General features: G+C 73.0%; 16 protein-coding genes. 11 read left to right on the plus strand and 5 right to left on the minus strand.

Annotated features, from left to right (window positions below):
- The first annotated feature begins 31 nt into the window (after nucleotides 1-31).
- From ACQPYD_RS25275 to ACQPYD_RS25295, 5 genes are all read left to right on the plus strand, one after another.
- Nucleotides 32-775: an amino acid ABC transporter ATP-binding protein gene (locus tag ACQPYD_RS25275; RefSeq protein ID WP_433697988.1), complete on the plus strand. Its 744-nt coding sequence runs from the start codon at nucleotides 32-34 to the stop codon at nucleotides 773-775.
- A 50-nt stretch (nucleotides 776-825) separates the two neighbouring features.
- Entirely contained in the window at nucleotides 826-1,677 is an 852-nt protein-coding gene (locus ACQPYD_RS25280) for a glutamate ABC transporter substrate-binding protein (protein ID WP_433697989.1), read from the plus strand.
- A 79-nt stretch (nucleotides 1,678-1,756) separates the two neighbouring features.
- On the plus strand, nucleotides 1,757-2,431 hold the full coding sequence (locus ACQPYD_RS25285; RefSeq protein ID WP_267946015.1) for an amino acid ABC transporter permease: 675 nt from the start codon (nucleotides 1,757-1,759) through the stop codon (nucleotides 2,429-2,431).
- On the plus strand, nucleotides 2,428-3,528 hold the full coding sequence (locus ACQPYD_RS25290) for an ABC transporter permease subunit (RefSeq protein WP_433697990.1): 1,101 nt from the start codon (nucleotides 2,428-2,430) through the stop codon (nucleotides 3,526-3,528). The genes ACQPYD_RS25285 and ACQPYD_RS25290 overlap by 4 nt, the downstream gene beginning before the upstream one ends.
- 166 nt (nucleotides 3,529-3,694) lie before the next feature.
- Nucleotides 3,695-5,839 (plus strand): S9 family peptidase, encoded by a 2,145-nt coding sequence (locus ACQPYD_RS25295; protein ID WP_433697991.1) that lies wholly within the window; start codon nucleotides 3,695-3,697, stop codon nucleotides 5,837-5,839.
- A gap of 58 nt (nucleotides 5,840-5,897) precedes the next feature.
- Here the strand turns inward: ACQPYD_RS25295 and ACQPYD_RS25300 are convergent, their stop codons facing one another.
- From ACQPYD_RS25300 to ACQPYD_RS25315, 4 genes are all read right to left on the minus strand, one after another.
- Nucleotides 5,898-6,230 carry a glyoxalase superfamily protein gene (locus ACQPYD_RS25300; RefSeq protein WP_433697992.1) on the minus strand — a complete coding sequence of 111 codons (333 nt, stop codon included), beginning with the start codon at nucleotides 6,228-6,230 and terminating at the stop codon, nucleotides 5,898-5,900.
- 65 nt (nucleotides 6,231-6,295) lie between these two features.
- Nucleotides 6,296-6,895, minus strand: a complete 600-nt coding sequence (gene recX, locus ACQPYD_RS25305) for a recombination regulator RecX (protein ID WP_433697993.1) — start codon at nucleotides 6,893-6,895, stop codon at nucleotides 6,296-6,298.
- On the minus strand, nucleotides 6,888-8,018 hold the full coding sequence (gene recA / locus ACQPYD_RS25310; protein WP_433697994.1) for a recombinase RecA: 1,131 nt from the start codon (nucleotides 8,016-8,018) through the stop codon (nucleotides 6,888-6,890). Before recA ends, recX begins: the two co-directional genes overlap by 8 nt.
- A 184-nt stretch (nucleotides 8,019-8,202) precedes the next feature.
- Nucleotides 8,203-8,397: a DUF3046 domain-containing protein gene (locus tag ACQPYD_RS25315; protein ID WP_267946021.1), complete on the minus strand. Its 195-nt coding sequence runs from the start codon at nucleotides 8,395-8,397 to the stop codon at nucleotides 8,203-8,205.
- A 78-nt stretch (nucleotides 8,398-8,475) separates the two neighbouring features.
- Between ACQPYD_RS25315 and ACQPYD_RS25320 the strand changes: the two genes are divergently transcribed.
- From ACQPYD_RS25320 to ACQPYD_RS25330, 3 genes are all read left to right on the plus strand, one after another.
- Complete coding sequence (locus tag ACQPYD_RS25320; RefSeq protein WP_433697995.1) at nucleotides 8,476-13,209, plus strand: DEAD/DEAH box helicase; 4,734 nt, start codon at nucleotides 8,476-8,478, stop codon at nucleotides 13,207-13,209.
- Between the two features lie 111 nt (nucleotides 13,210-13,320).
- Nucleotides 13,321-13,809, plus strand: a complete 489-nt coding sequence (locus ACQPYD_RS25325; RefSeq protein ID WP_433702131.1) for a GNAT family N-acetyltransferase — start codon at nucleotides 13,321-13,323, stop codon at nucleotides 13,807-13,809.
- Between the two features lie 263 nt (nucleotides 13,810-14,072).
- Nucleotides 14,073-14,693, plus strand: coding sequence for a hypothetical protein (locus ACQPYD_RS25330; RefSeq protein ID WP_433697996.1), 621 nt, complete (start codon nucleotides 14,073-14,075; stop codon nucleotides 14,691-14,693).
- A gap of 135 nt (nucleotides 14,694-14,828) precedes the next feature.
- Here ACQPYD_RS25330 and ACQPYD_RS25335 read toward each other — a convergent pair whose 3' ends face one another.
- Nucleotides 14,829-16,043 (minus strand): ROK family transcriptional regulator, encoded by a 1,215-nt coding sequence (locus ACQPYD_RS25335; protein ID WP_433697997.1) that lies wholly within the window; start codon nucleotides 16,041-16,043, stop codon nucleotides 14,829-14,831.
- A 259-nt stretch (nucleotides 16,044-16,302) separates the two neighbouring features.
- Between ACQPYD_RS25335 and ACQPYD_RS25340 the strand changes: the two genes are divergently transcribed.
- From ACQPYD_RS25340 to ACQPYD_RS25350, 3 genes are all read left to right on the plus strand, one after another.
- Nucleotides 16,303-17,580, plus strand: a complete 1,278-nt coding sequence (locus tag ACQPYD_RS25340) for an extracellular solute-binding protein (protein ID WP_433697998.1) — start codon at nucleotides 16,303-16,305, stop codon at nucleotides 17,578-17,580.
- A 93-nt stretch (nucleotides 17,581-17,673) separates the two neighbouring features.
- Nucleotides 17,674-18,666, plus strand: coding sequence for a carbohydrate ABC transporter permease (locus ACQPYD_RS25345; RefSeq protein WP_433697999.1), 993 nt, complete (start codon nucleotides 17,674-17,676; stop codon nucleotides 18,664-18,666).
- Nucleotides 18,663-19,640: a carbohydrate ABC transporter permease gene (locus ACQPYD_RS25350; RefSeq protein ID WP_433698000.1), complete on the plus strand. Its 978-nt coding sequence runs from the start codon at nucleotides 18,663-18,665 to the stop codon at nucleotides 19,638-19,640. Before ACQPYD_RS25345 ends, ACQPYD_RS25350 begins: the two co-directional genes overlap by 4 nt.
- Nucleotides 19,641-19,726 lie beyond the last annotated feature (86 nt).

Genomic DNA, 19,726 nt, shown 5'->3' on the forward strand with positions numbered 1-19,726 from the left:
CAGTGCTCGTCGAACCCACTAAGTTCCCCACATGACATCAACTCCTCTCGTCGTGCTGGAGAACGTCAACAAGCACTTCGGCGACCTGCACGTGCTCCAAGACATCAATCTGACGGTTAACTCCGGCGAGGTGGTAGTCGTCATCGGACCGTCCGGGTCCGGAAAGTCGACTCTGTGCCGAGCGATCAACCGCTTGGAGACCATCGACTCCGGGGTTATCACCCTGGACGGCCAGCCCCTGCCGGCGGAGGGACGCGGTCTCGCCAAGCTCCGCAGCGATGTCGGCATGGTGTTCCAGTCCTTCAACCTGTTCGCGCACAAGACGGTGCTGCAGAACGTGACCCTGGGGCCCGTCAAGGTCCTTCGCAAGTCCAAGGCCGATGCCGAGAAGCGCGGCATGGAGCTCCTGGACCGGGTCCGGATCGGCAACCAGGCGAACAAGTACCCGGCCCAGCTCTCCGGCGGGCAGCAGCAGCGTGTGGCCATCGCCCGGGCCCTGGCGATGAACCCCAAGGTGCTCCTCTTCGACGAGCCCACCTCTGCGCTCGACCCGGAGATGGTCCAGGAGGTCCTGGACGTCATGACCGACCTGGCGACCGAAGGCATGACCATGGTCGTCGTCACCCATGAGATGGGCTTCGCCCGTCGCGCCGCCAACCGCGTCGTCTTCATGGCCGACGGCCAGATCGTCGAGGAGAACACTCCGGACGAGTTCTTCACGAACCCCCGGTCCGAGCGGGCCCAGGACTTCCTCTCCAAGATCCTGACCCACTAGGTCTCCCCTTTCCTTCCCCTTCTCCCGAACTCAAGGAAGAGGTATCCGACATGCGAGTCGGACGCATCAGCAGCATCCTGGGCGGCACCGCGGCTCTGGCCTTCGCTCTCACCGCCTGTGGCACCGCCGACGTCGGCGGTGGCGGCGAGGGCGGCGGCGACGGCGGCGAGGGCGGTGGCGACACCATCACCATCGGCGTCAAGTACGACCAGCCGGGTCTGGGCCTCCTCGAGGGGGACACCCCCGTGGGCTTCGACGTCGACGTGGCCACCTACATCGCCGGTGAGCTCGGCTACTCCCCGGAGCAGATCAACTGGGAGGAGGCGGCCTCCGCGAACCGCGAGTCCTTCCTCCAGCAGGGCACCGTCGACATGGTGATCGCCACCTACTCGATCACCGACGAGCGCCGCCAGGTCGTCGACTTCGCGGGCCCGTACTACGTCGCCCAGCAGGACATCCTGGTGGCCGCCGACAACACCGACATCGAGGGGCCGGAGGACCTGTCCGGCCAGGTGCTGTGCTCCGCCTCCGGTTCGCGGTCGGCCAACAACATCGTCGACGACATGGGCATCGACGCCGAGCTGCGCGAGGCCGGCAACTACTCCGAGTGCCTGGAGCTCCTCGGCAACGGCACCGTCGACGCGGTGACCACGGACAACACCATCCTCGCGGGCTTCGCCGCGCAGAACCCGGACACCTACCGGATGGTCAACAACCCGTTCGGCGAGGAGAAGTACGGCGTGGGCCTGCCCGCCGGCTCCACCGAGCGCTGCGAGGAGGTCAACGCCGCCATCACCCAGATGTGGGAGGACGGCTCCGCGGCCGAGGCCCTGGAGAACGCCTTCGGCGCCACCGACTTCGCCTTCGAGGAGGAGGTCCCCGCGATCGAGGACTGCGCCTAAGTCCACCCCGTACTGACCGCGCGCCCGCGGCGGAACCGGACTCCCGTTCCGCCGCGCGGCCCTTGACCAGCTGGGACCCATGGAAGCCTTTCTCAGCAATATCGACAGGGTTGTCGACGGTTTCTCATGGACCGTCCGGCTCACCCTCCTCAGCGCTCTCTTCTCCTTCGTTCTGGGCATCCTGCTCACCGCGATGCGGGTCTCCCCCGTCCCGCTGCTGCGCGCCATCTCCACGGCCTACGTGGAGGGCGTCAGGAACACCCCCCTGACCCTGGTCCTGCTGTTCTGCGGGCTGGGCCTCAACAGCGCCCTCGGGCTGAGCCTGTCCGGCACCGTCGCGTGGGACGTGTTCTGGTGGGCGGTCATCGGCCTCTCCGCCTACACCGCCTGCTTCGTCTCCGAATCGCTGCGCTCGGGCATCAACACCATCCCCCTCGGCCAGGTGGAGGCGGCCCGTTCCCTGGGTCTGACCTTCACCCAGAACCTGCGGCTGATCGTCATCCCGCAGGCTCTGCGCACCGTCGTCGGCCCGCTGGGCAGCGTGCTCATCGCGCTGACCAAGAACACGACCGTCGCCTCCGTCGCGGGGCTGGGCGTTCAGGAGGCGTCCAGGGAGATGAAGCTCATGTTCGACCAGGGCATCGCGCCGGTCCTGCCGACCTTCGTCGGCTTCGCGATCGGCTTCCTGATCCTGACCCTGCCGACGGGCTACTTCTTCGGCTGGCTCTCCAAGCGCATGGCGGTGGTCCGATGAGTGCGCAGAGCGTCCTCTTCGACGCGCCGGGCCCCAAGGCCCGTGCTCGCAACGCGGTCTACACCGTCGGCACGCTGATCCTGTTCGCGATCGGCCTGGCGATCCTGTACCTGGGCTTCAACCGCACCCTGACCGAGCGGGAGACGGGGTTGTTCGACCCCGCCACCTGGGCGGTCAACCCGGCCGGGCAGTGGACGGCCGAGAAGTGGGAGCCGTTCCTGCGGCCCGACACGTGGACCGACTACGTCGTCCCCGGCCTCCAGAACACCCTGACGGCCGCCCTGACCGCCGCGGTGCTCGCCATCGCGTTCGGCCTCGTGTTCGGTATCGGCCGCATGTCGGACCACTGGTGGATCCGCGTCCCGGCCGGGGCCGTCGTGGAGTTCTTCCGCGGCATCCCGCTGCTGATGCTGATCTTCTTCACGATGGCGCTGCCCATCGTGGCGTACCAGGTGTTCGACATCCCCACCGGCACGTTCCAGGTGACGGCGCTGGTCGCCGTCGTCACGGGCCTGACCCTGTACAACGGGTCGGTGCTCGCGGAGGTGTTCCGCGCCGGTGTGCTCGCCGTGCCCAAGGGGCAGTCCGAGGCGGCGCAGGCCATCGGTATGACGAAGAGCCAGAACATGTGGCTGATCCTCATCCCGCAGGCGATCACCTCGATGATGCCCGCGATCGTCGCCCAGCTGGTGGTCCTGCTCAAGGACTCCGCGCTGGGCTACATCGTCGCCTTCCCGGAGCTGCTGCGCAGCTTCACCCTGGTGGCGACCCGCGAGAGCAACGTCATCCCCGCGGCGATCATCTGCGCGATCATCTACATCGTCATCAACCTGTCCCTGAGCCGGTTCGCGATCTGGCTGGAGCGCCGCAACTCCCGCCGCGGCAGGCCCTCCACCAAGCCGACGGCCGCCGGCGGCGCCCCCGTGGCGGTGCAGGCCCAGCCCGGCCCGGCGGCCCCGGACGCCACCGCCCAGGAGCCCGCCGAGGGCGGAGCGACCGCCGTCGGTCCGGCCGGACCGACCGGCTCGTCCGGCGCGACCGCGCCGGACGAGGGCTCCGACAAGGACGACCAAGGCCCGGAGAACCGGCGGGACTGACCCCCCGCCCCGGCCGGAACGGCCCCGCGCACGCCACGACGGCGTGCGCGGGGCCGTCGCCGTTCGCAGTCGGGACACAGGTCCCCGCGGGACTGCACAGGGACGCGTGTGAGGACTAAGGTCGACATGTCATCTGATCGAACCCACGACCCATCCTGAGCGGGACATGTCTGAACTGTCGAGCCCCTACGGCTCCTGGCCATCGCCCATCAGCGCCGGCGACGTCGCCCGAGGAGTGCGCCGGATGGCGTTCCCCTCCGTCGTGGGCGACGAGGTCTGGTGGGAGGAGAGCCGACCGGAGGAGGGACGGACCACCCTCATGCGGCGGGACGCCGACGGAACGGTGACCGACCTGCTGTCCGCGCCCTGGAGCGCGGGCACGCGGGTGCACGAGTACGGGGGACGGGCCTTCCTGCCCGTCCCCCGCCGTGACGACAAGGCCATCGCCCGTGTAGGCGTCGTGTTCTGCCGATCCTCCGACCAGCGCCTCTACCTGCTGGAACGCGGGACGCGGGAGCCGGTCCCCCTCACTCCCGAGCCCGAGGAGCCCGCGGCGCTGCGCTACGCCGACCCCGCGCTGAGCCCGGACGGGCGCAGCGTGCTGTGCGTGCGCGAGCAGCACGCGGGGGGCGCGGTGCGCCGGTCGATCGTGGCGGTGCCGCTCTCCGGGCGGGGGGCCGAGGACCCGTCGGCGGTGCGCGAGCTGGTGTCGGGGGCGGACTTCTACGCCTCGCCCACCCCCTCCCCCGGCGGCGGCCACCTGGCCTACGTGCGCTGGAACCACCCGCGCATGCCCTGGGACGGCAGTGAGCTGCGCGTGGGCGCGCTGGGCGAGACGGGCCTGTCCGCCGAGTACACGATCAAGGGGGGCGTGGACGAGTCGGTGGTGTCCCCCGCCTGGGTGGACGACGCGACCCTGTACGTGGCCTCGGACTGGCCCGGCTGGTGGAACCTGTACCAGGCGGGGACGACCGGGCAGCCGATCGCCCTGTACCCCGCGGAGGAGGAGTTCCACGCCTCGCCGGGCCGGCTGGGCAACCGGTCCTTCTGCGTGCTGGAGTCGGGGAAGGTCGTGGCGCTGCACGGGCACGCCGACCTGACGCCGGGCGTGTACGACCCCGACACCCTCGACCTCACACCCGTCGCGACCGACCTGACCACGTGGGGGATGCTCGACACGGACGGCCGCTCCGTGGTGGCGGTGGCCTCGTCCCCGACCGAGCCCCCGTGCCTGGTGCGGCTGGACCCGGTCTCGGGACGGGTGGAGGTGCTGCGCCGGGCCGCCGAGGAGCTGCCCGACCCCGCCTACCTCCCCGTCCCCCGGCAGGAACGGCTCCCCGGGCGCTACGGGGCGCCCGTGTACGCCAACGTGTACCCGCCGACCAACCCCGGCGTCGTGGCCCGGGGGCCCGCGCCGTACGTGGTGTGGGCGCACGGTGGCCCGGTGTCGGTCAGCACGCTGGAGTTCGACCTGGCCAAGGCGTACTTCACGAGCCGCGGGATCGGTGTGGTGGACGTCAACTACGGGGGTTCCACCGGGTACGGCCGCTCGTACCGCAAGCGCCTGCACAAGGAGTGGGGCGTGGTGGACGTGGAGGACTGCTCCGCCGCCGCGCGGGCCCTCGTGGAGCAGGGGGTGGCCGATCCCGAGCGGCTGGCGATCCGCGGCCCGAGCGCCGGCGGGTACACGGCGCTGATGGCGCTGACCGGTGACACCTTCGCCTGCGGGGTGTCGCTGTTCGGCGTGACCGACCTGCTGGGGTTCGCGGAGAGCACGCACGACTTCGAGTCGCGGTTCCTGGACTCCCTCGTCGGCACGCTGCCGGGGTTCGTGGAGCGGTACCGCGAGCGCTCGCCGGTCAACCGGACCGGGGACATCGACGCCCCGGTGCTGCTGCTGCAGGGGCTGGACGATCCTGTCGTCACCCCGGACCAGGCCTTCTCGATGGCGACCGCGCTGGGGCGCCGCGGGACCCCGTACGCCCTGCTGGAGTTCGAGGGCGAGGCGCACGGGTTCACCGCGGAGGACGTCCGCGTCCGGGCGCTGGAGGCCGAGCTGGCCTTCTACGCGGGGGTGTTCGGGTTCACGGCGGACGTCGCCCCCCTCGAGCTGGTGACCGACCCGCCGGAGCCGCGCCCCGCGCCGGAGCCCGCCGGACCGCCCGGGGCGGACGCGGCGGCGGATCCGGGGACCGCCGCGACCGGGGACGAGGGCGCCGATCCCCCCGCCGAGGACTCCGCCGGTGACCGGGGGTCCGGCGAACAGGCGCCGCACCCCGCCGGAACGGCCGGGGCGTCCGCCTCCGAGTGAGGCGGTCGGCGTGAGCGGGGCGCCGGCCCCGCGCCCCCGCTCCGGGGCGCGGGGCGGGTCAGTCCTTCGGGGTGCCCACCCGCAGGCGGTTGCCGTCGGGGTCGCGCAGCTCGGTCTCGCGGGCCCAGGGGGCGTCCTCCACCGGGACCCCGAACTCGGCGGCGACCGCGTCGACGTCGCGTACCCGCAGGTAGACCAGGGTGTCGGGGCGGGCGTCGCCCTCGTGCTCGGACAGGAACAGCCGGACCTGCCCGCGGGCGACCCCGACGAAGGCGGGCAGGCCCGGCTCGAACCGGTGCTCCCACTCGCGGGTGAAGCCCAGGCGCCGGTACCAGGCCGAGGCCGCTTCGGCGTCGGCGACGCGGAGGATCGGGACGGCTTCCTCGTGCACGGGACCTCCCAGGGTCGTCGGTGTCGCGGGCCGCGCGGGCGGCCGGGCCGGGAGGCGCGTCCCGGTCAGAGGTCGGGGTCGTACAGGTCGGCTTCGACGCCCTCGCGTTCGAGTTCCTCGCGGACGACCCGGTAGGACAGGCCCGAGGCGTAGCCCTTGCGGGCGAGGACGCCCAGGGCGCGCCGGATGCGGACCTCCCGGTCCTTGCCCCGGGTCGTGGCGAGGCGGCGGCGGGCCAGGTCGCGGGCGGCCTCCTCCTCGTCCTGGTCGCTCAGTTCCGCGACCGCCTCCTTGACGGTGTCCTCCTCCACACCCCGGGTGCGCAGCTCCTGGGCGAGGGCGCGTCGGGACAGCCGCCTGCCGTGGTGGCGGGAGGAGACCCAGGCGCGGGAGAAGGCGGCGTCGTCGATCAGCCCCGCGTCGCCGAACGCTCCCAGGACGGCGTCGACGACCTCCTCCGGGAACTCCCTGCGGTGCAGCGCCCGTTCGAGCTGGGCGCGGGTGCGCGGGGAGTGGGTGAGCATCCGCAGGCACAGGGCGCGAGCCTGCGCCTCGGGATCGTCCCCGGGCGGTTCGGCCCCGCCCGGGGAGGTGTGCTCGGAGGTGTCCTCGAGGCGTGCGCCGCCGGAGGGGCGGCGCCCCCCGGGCCGGCCCCGGTCACGCATCCGGCGCGGGCGCCTTGGCGGTCTTGGCCGGGGCGCGCTTGGCGGACGCCTTGGCCGCGGTGTCCGCCGCGTCCTTCGCGGGCTCCTTGCCGCTCTCGGCCGCGGAGCCGGAGGCGCTGTCGTCGCCCTTGACGGGCACGCCCAGCTTCTCCTTGATCTTCTTCTCGATCTCGTTGGCCAGGTCGACGTTCTCGCGCATGAACGTGCGCGCGTTCTCCTTGCCCTGGCCCAGCTGGGTGCCCTCGTACGTGTACCAGGCGCCGGACTTGCGCACGATGCCGTGCTCCACGCCCAGGTCGATGAGGCTGCCCTCGCGGGAGACGCCGACGCCGTAGATGATGTCGAACTCCGCCTGCTTGAACGGCGGCGCGATCTTGTTCTTGACCACCTTGACCCGGGTGCGGTTGCCGACCGCGTCCGTGCCGTCCTTGAGGGTCTCGATACGGCGGACGTCCAGGCGGACCGACGCGTAGAACTTGAGCGCCTTGCCGCCGGTGGTCGTCTCCGGGGAGCCGAACATGACGCCGATCTTCTCGCGCAGCTGGTTGATGAAGATCGCGGTGGTGCCCGTCTGGTGCAGCACACCGGCCATCTTGCGCAGCGCCTGCGACATCAGGCGGGCCTGCAGGCCGACGTGGCTGTCGCCCATCTCGCCCTCGATCTCGGCCCGGGGGACCAGTGCGGCCACCGAGTCGATCACGACGATGGAGACCGCGCCGGAGCGCACCAGCATGTCGACGATCTCCAGGGCCTGCTCACCGGTGTCCGGCTGGGAGAGCAGGAGGTTGTCGGTGTCGACGCCGATCTTCTTGGCGTACTCGGGGTCGAGCGCGTGCTCGGCGTCGACGAAGGCGGCGATGCCGCCCAGCTTCTGCGCGCTGGCCACCGCGTGCAGGGCGACGGTGGTCTTGCCGCTCGACTCGGGGCCGTAGATCTCGATGATCCGCCCCCGGGGCAGACCGCCGATGCCGAGCGCCACGTCGAGGGCGATCGCCCCGGTGGGGATCGACTCGATCGGCGGGCGATCATCGTCGCCCAGGCGCATGATGGAGCCCTTGCCGAACTGCCGCTCGATCTGCGCGAGCGCTGTGTCGAGAGCCTTGTCTCGGTCTCCAGATGCCACGGGATACCCCTGTTGTTGGGTGGGTGCCTTCTTCTTCATGATGCCCACGACGCTACGCGGTCGGTACGACAATCGCGACGTCCGACGTTCGCCTGTGGACAACCCACACTATCCGAACCTCTGTTCGATTTCATGGGCGACCCGTGGACGGACCGTCGCCGCGGCGCGTCGGCGGCCCGCCCCGTCACCGCACGGAGAACGGGAGGTCGAACGCGTCACACACCGCCCGCCACACCTCCTTCGGGCTCGCCCCGTCGGCGAGCGCCTGCTGGACCGTCCTGGAGCCGAGACCCTCGATGACGTAGTCCTTGGCCAGGCTCTGCGCGTACGCCTCGCCGAACTGCTGGTGCATGTTGTTCCAGAAAGCAGTGAGTCTCATCGGCCCCAGTATCGGGGATCGGCGCGCCCGCCGCGGCCCTTCCGCCGTTCTGTCCCCCGCGGCGGGCACACTGGCGGGATGAGTCGTGTGTCGCATCCCCTCGAACGCTTCGGACCGGCCACGCGGACCTGGTTCGACCAGGCCTTCCCCGGCGGCCCGACCCCGGTGCAGGCGGGCGCCTGGGAGTCCGTCGCCGGGGGGAGCAACACGCTCGTGGTGGCCCCGACGGGATCGGGCAAGACCCTCTCCGCGTTCCTGTGGTCCCTGGACCGCCTGCTCGCCTCGCCCCCTCCCGAGGACCGCTCCAGGCGGTGCCGCGTGCTCTACGTCTCCCCGCTCAAGGCGCTGGCCGCGGACGTGGAGCGCAACCTGCGCGTCCCCCTCGCGGGGATCGCGGCCGCGGCCGGCGCCGCGGGCCGGGACCTGTCCCCGGTCACCGTGGGCGTGCGCACCGGGGACACCCCCGCCGACGAGCGGCGCAGGCTCGCCACCCGCCCTCCGGACGTCCTCATCACGACGCCCGAGTCGCTGTTCCTCGTGCTCACCTCGCGCGCCCGCGAGGGGCTCTCGGGGGTGGAGACGGTGATCGTGGACGAGGTGCACGCCCTGGCGGGCACCAAGCGCGGGGCCCACCTGGCGCTGAGCCTGGAACGGCTGGAGGCCCTGCTGGAGCGGCCCGCGCAGCGGATCGGCCTGTCGGCGACCGTGCGCCCGCCCGAGCTCGTCGCCGGGTTCCTCGGCGGAGCCGAGATCGTCTCCCCGCCCGACTCCCCCGGCCTGGACCTGCGCGTGGTGGTGCCCGTCCCCGACATGGAGGAGCCCGACGCCCCGGAGGCGGCGGCCCTGCCGCCCGGCGCCCCGGAGGAGACCGGCGCGGAGCTCGCGCCGCTCCCCGGGGACCCGGACGCGGAGGCGCTCGGCGGGGACGCTCCCCCCGGCCGCCCCGGGCCCCTCGTCCCCCGGCCCCACCCCGACGACGCCGGGGAGCTCCCGGAGCCGGACCCGCGCGGCCCCGGAGCCCGTCGGGGAGGGTCCATCTGGCCGCACGTCGAGCGCCGGGTCCTGGACCTCGTCGAGTCCCACCGGTCCACGATCGTCTTCACCAACGGGAGGCGCACGGCCGAGAAGCTGTGCGCCCGCGTCAACGACCTGTACGCGGAGCGGCACGGATCCGGGAGCCCGCCGGAGGGGCCGGCCGCGCAGGTCATGGGCCAGTCCGGCCAGAGCAGGGGCGGGGAGGCGGTGGTGGCGCGCGCCCACCACGGCTCGATGTCCAAGGCCGAGCGGGCGCTGATCGAGGACGACCTCAAGGCGGGGCGCCTGCGCTGCGTGGTGGCCACCTCCAGCCTGGAGCTGGGCGTGGACATGGGCGCGGTCGACCTCGTGGTCCAGGTGGCCTCGCCGCCGTCGGTCGCCAGCGGGCTGCAGAGGGTCGGGCGGGCCGGGCACCGGGTCGGCGAGATCTCACAGGGCGTGTTCCTCCCCCAGTTCCGGGGGGACCTGCTGGCGACGACCGTGGTCGCCGAACGCATGCGCGCGGGCGGCATCGAACGGCTGGAGATGCCGCTCAACCCGCTGGACGTGCTGTCCCAGCACATCGTGGCGATGGTGGCCATGGACGACTGGCCGGTGGCCGGACTGGCCGCCCTGGTGCGGCGGGCGGCCCCGTTCGCCGACCTGGCCGACTCCGTGCTGGAGTCGGTCCTGGACATGCTCTCGGGCCGCTACCCCTCGGACGAGTTCGCCGAGCTGCGCCCGCGCGTCGTGTGGGACCGGGAGGCGGACGTCCTGCGGGCGCGGCCGGGGGCGCAGCGGCTGGCCGTGATCAGCGGCGGCACCATCCCCGACCGCGGCCTGTACGGCGTGCACCTCGCGGGGCAGGACGGGGGCAGGGCGCCCACCAGGGTCGGCGAGCTGGACGAGGAGATGGTCTACGAGTCGCGCGTCGGCGACGTGTTCGTGCTGGGCTCCACGTCGTGGAGGATCGAGGCGATCACCGCCGACCGGGTCCTGGTCTCACCGGCGCCGGGCAGACCGGGCCGGATGCCGTTCTGGAAGGCCGACGCCCAGGGCCGCCCGGTGGAGCTGGGCCGCGCGATCGGCGCCATGACCAGGCAGCTCGCCGACTCCGGCCCCGAGGAGGCGCTGGCCCTGGCCGAGGGCGCCGGGCTGGACCGCTGGGCCGCCCGGAACCTGGTGGCCTACGTCGCCGACCAGCGGTGGGCCACCGGCCAGGTGCCGGACGAGCGGACGGTCGTGGTCGAGCGCTTCCGCGACCAGGTCGGCGACTGGCGCGCGGTGGTCCACTCGCCGCTCGGCGCCCGGGTCCACGCGCCGTGGGCGCTGGCGATCGCGGCCCGGGTGCGGGAGCGGTTCGGGGCGGACGCCCAGGTGGTGCACGGCGACGACGGGATCGTGCTGCGGCTGCCCGACTCCGAGGGGCTCGACCGCGCGGGCGGGCTGGCCGACCTGGTGGCGCTGGACCCCGAGACGGTGGAGGGGGTCGTCACCGACGAGCTGACCGGTTCGGCCCTGTTCGCCTCCCGGTTCCGGGAGTGCGCGGCGCGGGCCCTGCTGCTCCCCCGCCAGCGCCCGGACCGGCGGATGCCGCTGTGGCAGCAGAGGCTGCGGGCCTCGCACCTGCTGTCGGTGGCGGGGCGGTACGGGTCGTTCCCGATCGTGCTGGAGACGGTGCGCGAGTGCCTTCGCGACGTGTTCGACGTGCCCGCGCTGGTGGAGGTGCTCCGCGACCTCCGTGCAAGGCGGACACGGGTGGTGGAGGTGCGCACGGAGCGCGCGTCGCCGTTCGCGCAGTCGCTGCTGATGGAGTACACGGCGGCGTTCCTGTACGAGGGCGACGCCCCGGCCGCCGAGGTGCGCGCGCAGGCGCTCACCCTGGACCCGTCCCTGCTGGCCGACCTCCTGGGCCACGCCGACCTGCGGGACCTGCTCGACCCCGACGTGGTGGAGCACGTCGGCGCCCTGCTCCAGCGGACCGCCGCCCCGGTGCGTGACGCCGAGGGCGCGGCGGACCTGCTGCGCGAGGTGGGGCCGCTGACCACGGAGGAGGCGGCCGGGCGGGGTGTGGAGGAGGCGTGGCTGGAGGGGTTGGCGGCCGGGGGCCGGATCGTGCGGATGCGTTTGCCGGGGGACCGGCCCGGCACGGCCGGGCGCTGGTGCGCGGTGGAGGACGTGGCGCGGCTGCGCGACGCCCTGGGCGCCGAGCCCCCGCCGGGGGTGCCCGCCGCCCTGCTCGAACCGGTGGCGGACGCCCGGCGCGACCTCGTGTCCCGGTACGCCCGCACGCACGGTCCGTTCACCGCCGCCGAGGCCGCGGAGCGGCTCGGCCTGCCCGAGGACGGGGTCCTGGGGGTGCTGCGCGTCCTGGCGCGCGAGGGCAGGGTGTCCCAGGGCGGGTTCCGGCCGGAGGGGACCGCTCCCCCGCCGTCCGCCGGCGGCGGGGCCCCGCGGACGGGAGGGTCCGCCACCGAGTGGTGCGACGCCGACGTGCTCCGGAGGCTGAGGCGCGGTTCGATCGCGCGCCTGCGGCGTGAGGTGGAGCCCGTGGACCCGGCCGTCCTGGCCAGGTTCGCGCCGATGTGGCAGCGTGCGACCCCCTCGGAGCGGTGGCGCGGGCCGGACGCCGTGTTCGAGGCGGTGGAGTCGTTGCGGGGCGCTCCGGTCGCGGCCTCGTCCCTGGAGACGCTGGTGCTGCCCGCCCGGGTCGAGGGGTACGCCCCGAACCGCCTGGACGAGCTGACCCAGGCGGGCGAGGTGGTCTGGGCCGGGGTCGCGACCCTGCCCGGCGAGGACGGGTGGCTGACGCTGGTCCCGGCGGACGAGGCGGCGGTGCTGCTGCCCGACCCCCTGCTCCCCGACGAGGGGACCCTGCCGCACACCGTGCTGGAGGCGCTGAGGGAGGGCGGGGCCCTGTTCTTCCGGGACGTGGCCGACCGGGCCGCCCGCGCCTTGGGCGCCGCGGCGGTCACCGACAGGGACCTGGTGGACGCGCTGTGGGCGCTGGTGTGGGACGGGCTGGTCACCAACGACACGCTCGCCCCGCTGCGCGCCCGGCTGGGCGCGGGGCCGGCGCCGCGCAGGGCCCCCTCGCGCGCGGGGCGCGTGCGGCGGCCGGTGCTGCCGACCCGGTCGGGGCCTCCCTCGGCCGCGGGCCGCTGGTGGGTGCTGCCCGAGCGGGAACCCGACCCCACCCGGCGCGCGCTGGCCCGGGTGGAGGCCCGGCTGGAGCGCGCGGGCCTGCTGGTGAGGGGGTGGCAGGGACGCAACGTCTCCCAGGAGGAGTACCGGGTGCTGCGGTCCATGGAGGAGTCCGGGCGGGCACGCCGCGGCTACTTCGTGGAGGGGCTGGGCGGGGCCCAGTTCGCGCTGGCGGGGGCGGTGGACCGCTTGCGCGCGCTGTCCGGGGACGCCCCCGGCGGGGCGCTCGCGCCGGTGGTGCTGGCGGCGACCGACCCGGCCAACCCGTTCGGCGCGGACCTGCCGTGGCCGAGGGGCGCCGAGGACTCGGCGTCGCGTCCGGGCCGGAACCCGGGTGCGGTGGTGGTGGTCGACGGCGGCCGCCCGACCCTCTACGTGGGAAGGGGAGGACGCTCCGTCCTCACGTTCGGCTCACCCCCGGACCTGCTGGAGCGGGCCGCGAGGGCCCTGGCCGGGGTGGTGCGGGAGGGCGCACTGGGCGCGCTGACCGTGGAGCGCTCGGACGGGACGGAGGTCTTCGGGACCCCCGTGGACGCCGCCCTGGTGTCGGCCGGGTTCCACGTCACCCCCAAGGGGCTGCGCCTGCGGCCCTGACCGCGCGCAAACCCGTTGCCGCACGGCGGGGACGGGACCACAATGGCCCTCGGCCGGCAGGGGCCCGGCCTGCACGGAGGGGAGGCGTTCGTGGACCTGGAGGTCCGGCCCATGCGGCCGGAGGACGAGCCGCGCGTGGTGGAGGTGTCCCTGGCGGCGGACACGGTCTTCGCCGACGCCGGCGTGGTGCTCCCGCCGGACGACCCGCGGGAGATGCTCGCGCACGTGGAGGAGGTCCTGGTGGCGTGCGCGCCGGGGGGCGGACCGGTCGTCGGCCTGGCCGCGACCGTGACCGTCGGCGAGGGCCCCCACCTGGAACAGCTCGCCGTCCACCCCGCCCACGGACGGCGCGGCGCGGGCTCGGCGCTGCTGGAGGCGGTGTGCGGCGGGGCCGCGTCCGCCGGACACGCGCGCCTCACCCTCACGACGTTCCGCGACCTGCCGTGGAACGGCCCCTGGTACGCGGCGCGGGGGTTCTCCGTCGTGCCCCGCGCCGACTGGGGTCCGGCGCTGGAGCAGGTGTGGGAGGCGGAGGAGCGGGCCGGGATCGGCGTCCTGCCGCGCGTGGTGATGGAGCGTCCCCTCTTCCCCCGCCCCTGAACGGCCCGGACGCCCCGGGCCCGCGCGCGGCGGACCGCCGCGGCCCCCGGGCCGGACGGCGCGGGCGCCGTGGCGGCCGGGAGCGTCCGCGCGACACGCCGTAGACTCACGATCCCGTGTCCCCCCTCGCACCGGAGGCCCCCGTGCCGAGTCCCGACGCCGTTCCCTCCCCCCAGCGGCCCCCGACCCAGGGGTCCGCGACGACCGCGCCGGAAGGGGGCCGTCCTCCCCATCCCCCCGGCAGCCGGGCGCAGGGCGCGGTGATGATCGGCCTGAGCCTGGTGGCCGTCACGGCGGTCGCGGGCTCCCTGCTCGCGCTCGGCCCGGGGGCTCCCCTCGCGCAGGCGGCGGCCCCGGCGGCGACCGGCTCCCCCTCCGCCGCGGCCGGGGGCCCCGCCCTCGTCGAGCTCGCCGGGGAGTACTCGACCCTCCGGCACCCCGAGGGGTGGGAGGTCGCCGGGCTGAGCACCGACTCACCGGACGAGGCCTCGGGGACCTTCGTCTTCCGAAGGATCACGGCGCCCGGCGGTGAGCACACGTTCTGCTTCAACGTGCACGAGACCGACGGCGACGGGCTCACCTCCCGGGAGGTGCAGGAGGGGTGGGAGGCCGACATCTCCGAGGTCTCCGCCGTATCCGACGTGCGCAGGGTCTCCCTGGAGGAGGACCCGTCGGCTCCGCCCGGTCGGGACACGACCCGCCTGGAGCTGACCTACACCAACAGCGACCGGGACGAACCCGATCGGTGGGCCGTCTGGCAGTACACCGTCATCGAGGAGGAGGGCCGCGGGTACTTCGTCCAGGCCGACATCCCCGCGGCGGACCTGCCCGGGTACGGGGGCCTCGTGGACGCGGTGCTGGACTCGTTCGAGCCCGTGCTCTGACCCCGGGCCCCGGGTCGGGGCCCGGGGTCAGAGCACGGGCCCCGGGTCGGGGCCGAACCGGCCCGGACACGCGTCGGCCGCCGTGTCCCCGACGGGTGAGGAGGGTCGGGGACACGGCGGCCGGCGGAGCTCGGGTCAGACGGTCGAGGAGAACACGTCGTCACGGGCGCGTTCGAGCGCGTGCAGGAGGGCGCCGCGCACCACGGGGCTGCCCTCGACCAGGCCCAGGCCGACCTCGGTGGCGTTGGGGGCGATGCGGGCGGCGGCCGCCTGGACCCTCTCCGCCAGTTTGGAGCCCCCGGCCCGGGCGACGTCGCCGCCCAGGACCACGAGCCCGGGGTCGAGGATGACGCTGACCGCCGCCACCCCCCGCGCCAGGCGCTCGGCGAAGGCGTCCAGGAACGCGTCGCCCTCGGGCGACCCGGCCGCCGAGGCCTTCTCCACCACGTCCACGACGTCGGCGCCGTCGATCCCGTACTCCGCCGCGAGCTGCACCACCTGTCCCGCCTTGACCAGTGCCTGGAACCCGTGGGGCAGTTCCCTGGCCGCACCGTCCCGCAGGGACTCGTAGCCGCCGGACAGCCCGACGTCGACCGGCATCGGCGCGCCGGGGACCGGCAGGTAGCCGATCTCCCCCGCCCCGCCGGAGCGGCCGCGGTGGATGCGGCCGTTGATCATGGTGGACATGCCCACGCCGCCCGCCGCGCTGAGCCAGATGAGGACGAACTCGTCGACCCCCACGGCGGCCCCCTCGGCGTGCTCGGCCAGGGCGGCCAGGTTGACATCGTTCTCGATCATGACCGAGCGCTTGAGGTCGGCCCGCAGCGCCTCCAGGATGCCCTCGTGCCAGGAGATCAGGTCGAAGGAGAAGCGGATGTCGCCGGTGCGCGGGTCGACGACGCCCGGTGTGCCGATGACGCACGCGCGCACCCGGTCGAGGGGGACCCCGGCCGTGTCCGCCAACCGCATGACGGCGGTGTGGACGAGGGACACCGGGTCGTCGGAGGCGCTCGGGTCGACGGTCACCTCGCTCATCACCCGGCCCGTGATGTCGGCGATCGTCGCGGTCACCGAGTGCGCGCTCACGTCGAGGGCCGCCACGTAAGCGCTCTCCGGAACCACCGCGTAGAGGGCCGCGTTGGGGCCCCTGCCCCCCGCCTGACTGCCGACGACGCGTACCAGGTCCCGCTCCTCCAGCCGCGCGAGCAGCTGGGAGGCGGTCACCTTGGACAGGCCGGTCCGCGTTCCCAGCTGCGTCCTGGTCAAGGGCCCCGCGGACAGGAGTAGCTCCAGTGCCGCGCGGTCGTTGAGCTGGCGTAGCAGCCGGGGAGTCCCCGGACGTTGAGACATAACCGTGACACCTCACCCTGTTTTTATTAGGAAAGTTTCCTGTTAATTTAGCTCACAACCTCACAAGAGGTCACGTCCTGGCAGGTCCGCGTTAATTTCGGGCCCTCCGGTACCCGCGCCGGCGGGGCGGCCAACGTGCTATCCCAGCACAACCCCCACAGAGACGTCGAGTCGGTGGGTGATCGTTCCATCATCCCAGCCCGGCTTGAGCACAGGCGTCGAATCCCCGGCGCGTGGTGCGAAGGGAGAATAGGTACACATGAGGTTCCCCAAGATCGCAGCGGCCACGGCCGTAGTCCTGCTCGCCGCCGCCTGCGGCGGCGGTTCCGACGACTCCGAGGGCGGTGAGGCCGAGAGCCTGACCGTCTGGGTCATGGGCACCTCGCAGGACCCCCTCGTCGAGTACTTCGACAACGCCGAGGCCCGCTTCCAGGAGACCCACCCCGGCGTCGAGGTCGACGTCGAGTTCATCCCCTGGCCCGACGCGCAGGAGTCCATCACCAACGCCCTCGCCGGCGGTGACGCCCCCGACGTCCTGGAGGTCGGCAACGACCAGGTGGCCGGCTGGGCCGCGCAGGGCGCCCTCCTCGACATCAGCGAGCAGGTCGGCGGCTGGGACGCCGCCGCGGGCATCGACGAGAACGCCCTGGAGTACGGCACCTACGAGGGCGTGCAGTACGGCGTCCCGTGGTTCTCCGGCGTCCGCACCCTCTACTACCGCGCCGACTGGCTGCGGGAGCTCGGGCACGAGCCCCCCGCCACCTGGGACGAGCTCGTCGAGGTCTCCGAGGCCATCCAGGAGGAGTACGACGTCCCCGGCTTCGCCGCGCCGACCGACTTCACCAACGGCATCGCCAGCTTCATCTGGAGCAACGGCGGTGAGATCGCGACCCAGAACGGCGACACCTGGGAGGGCAACCTGACCGACCCCGCCACCGTCGAGGCCGTCGAGTTCTACGCGAGCCTGACCACCGACGGCATCTCCCCGCAGGGCTACGTCGGCGAGAACGAGCTCGTCGCCCTGGCCGACATGGCCAACAGCGAGCTGGGCATGTACATCGACGGCGGCTGGGCCCTGGGCTCCATGGAGGAGCAGGCCGAGGACCCGTCGGTCCTGGAGAACATCGCCTCCGCCCCGATCCCCGGCGCCGACGGCATCGCCCCCGTCTTCGCGGGCGGTTCCGCCCTGACGGTCTTCACCACGACCCCGCACCCCGACGAGGCCTTCGACCTCCTCACCGTCCTCGGTGACGAGGAGGGCGGCAAGGACTACGCCGACGTCGCCGGCTTCTTCCCCGCCTACCCGGCCCTCCTGGAGACCCCCGAGTACCAGGAGGACCCGGAGCGCGCGGCGGCCGCCACGCAGATGCAGAACACCCGCTTCTTCCCGACCACCCCGCGCTGGACCGCGGCCGACCAGGACAGCAAGATCCTGCCCGGCGCCGTCCTGGACATCGTCCGCGGCGGTGACGCCGAGGAGGTCCTGGGCGCCGCCAACGAGGAACTGGCCTCGATCCTCAACGAGCCGGTCGAGTAGTCCTCTCCACCCCACTGTGCAGAGCCGTGCGCGGGCGGGGTCCCTCCCGGACCCCGCCCGCCGCGGTCGGCCCACGCCTCGATTGAGAAGACCATGGCACACACCGTCGAACCGGCGAAACCGCGCGGGGACGAGGAGGCCGTCGCACCGGCCTCCGACGAGACCGCGCCGCGCCGCCGCAGAAATCCCACCCCGTACCTGCTCATCACCCCGGCACTGATCCTCCTCGCGGTCGTGCTGCTCTGGCCGATCGTGCAGATGGTGTGGTACTCGCTCACGAGCTTCACCACACGCAACCTCCTTCCGAACCAGCCCGGCCCGGAATGGAACGGCTTCGCCCACTACCAGCAGCTGCTGACCGACCCCACGTTCTGGACGATCCTGCGCAACACGGTCGTGGTCTGCGTGCTGATGGTCGGCATCACGATGGTGCTGGGCACCCTCGTGGGCCTGCTGCTCCACAAGATGCCCAAGTGGTTCGCCGGGTTCGTGTCCATCGGCATGATGCTCGCCTGGGCCACCCCCGCGCTGAGCGCGTCGCTGGTCTTCCGCTGGCTGTTCCTGCCCGAGCGCGGCCTGGTCAACGTCGTCCTCGACCGGATGCCGGACTGGCTGGTGGGCAGCGGATGGCTGGAGTACAACTGGTTCCTCGAACCGGGCTCGCTGTTCTCGGTCCTGATCATGGTGATCGTCTGGCAGTCCTTCCCGTTCGTGGCCGTCTCCGTCCTCGCCGGGCTCAAGAGCATCCCGAACGAGCTGTACGAGGCCGCGCGGATGGACGGCGCGAGCGCCTGGAAGGCCTTCTGGAACGTCACGTTCCCGATGCTGCGCCCGCTGTTCGCCCTGCTGCTCGTCCTCCAGATCATCTGGGACCTGAGGGTGTTCACCCAGCTGTACATCCTGGCGAACAGCTTCCAGAACCAGGACGTCTACCTGCTCTCGTACTACATCTACCAGCAGGGGTTCAGCGCCAGCCCGGCCAACTACGGCATGGGCTCGGCGATCGCGGTGGTCATGACCGTGATGATCCTCGGAGTCACCGCGTACTACCTGCGCATCATGATCCGCCAGGGGGAGACCCGATGACCGCGATCGACAACACCGCCGGCCCCTCCGCCCGGGCCGCCGCCACCGCCGCGACCGGCGGATCCGGAGCCGGGCGCCGCCGGGGCGCCGGGCGCGTCTACCGCCGCAGCCCGCTGCGCCGCCTGCGCTCCCTGCCGCTGTACCTGGCCGGGATCGCGGTGTTCCTCTTCTCGGTCTTCCCGGTGTACTGGATGGTCGTCACGGCCTTCAAGCCGGTGGGCGAGATCTTCACCCGCAACCAGACCCTGTTCCCGAGCGCGCCGACCCTGGAACACTTCGACCGGGTCGTCAACGGCCAGCTCATCCCGGGTGTGAACTTCTGGCAGTTCCTGGGCAACAGCCTCGTGGTCACGCTCTTCGCCGTGGCCATGGGAGCGTTCCTGTCGCTGCTCGCGGCGGTGGCCGTCGCCCGCTTCAGGTTCAAGCTGCGCACCGCGTTCATCATCCTGCTGATGATCATCCAGATGGTGCCGATGGAAGCGATGATCATCTCGATCTTCCTCAACTTCCGCCAGCTGTCCGACGCCAGCGGCGTGCAGCTGCTCGGCAACCTGTCCGGCCTGCTCATCGTCTACACGGCCGTCTCCCTGCCGATCACCATCATGATGCTGCGCGGGTTCGTCGCGGCGGTGCCCAAGGAGCTGGAGGAGGCCGCGGCCATCGACGGCGCCAGCGCCTGGACCATCTTCTGGCGCATCCTGATGCCGCTGGTCGCGCCGGGCCTGGTCGCCGCGAGCATCTTCGCGTTCATCACCGCCTGGAACGAGTTCATCGTCGCGCTGACGTTCCTGGGCCGCAGCACGGACCACTACACGCTGCCGCTGACCCTGTCGTACTACTTCGGCCGGTTCGGCACCGAGTGGGGACCGATCATGGCGGCCTCCACCCTGCTGACCATCCCCGTGATGATCTTCTTCCTGTTCGTCCAGCGGCGCATGGTCTCCGGTCTGACCATGGGAGCCGTCAAGGGCTGACCGGGCCCCACCCCGGGCGGGACCGCGGCCGGCGCCGCGGGCCCCGCCCGGGCACGCCCGCCGCACCGCTTCCGTACCCGTGTTCC

The organism is Nocardiopsis sp. CA-288880 (assembly GCF_050955985.1).
Taxonomy (GTDB): Bacteria; Actinomycetota; Actinomycetes; order Streptosporangiales; family Streptosporangiaceae; genus Nocardiopsis; species Nocardiopsis tropica.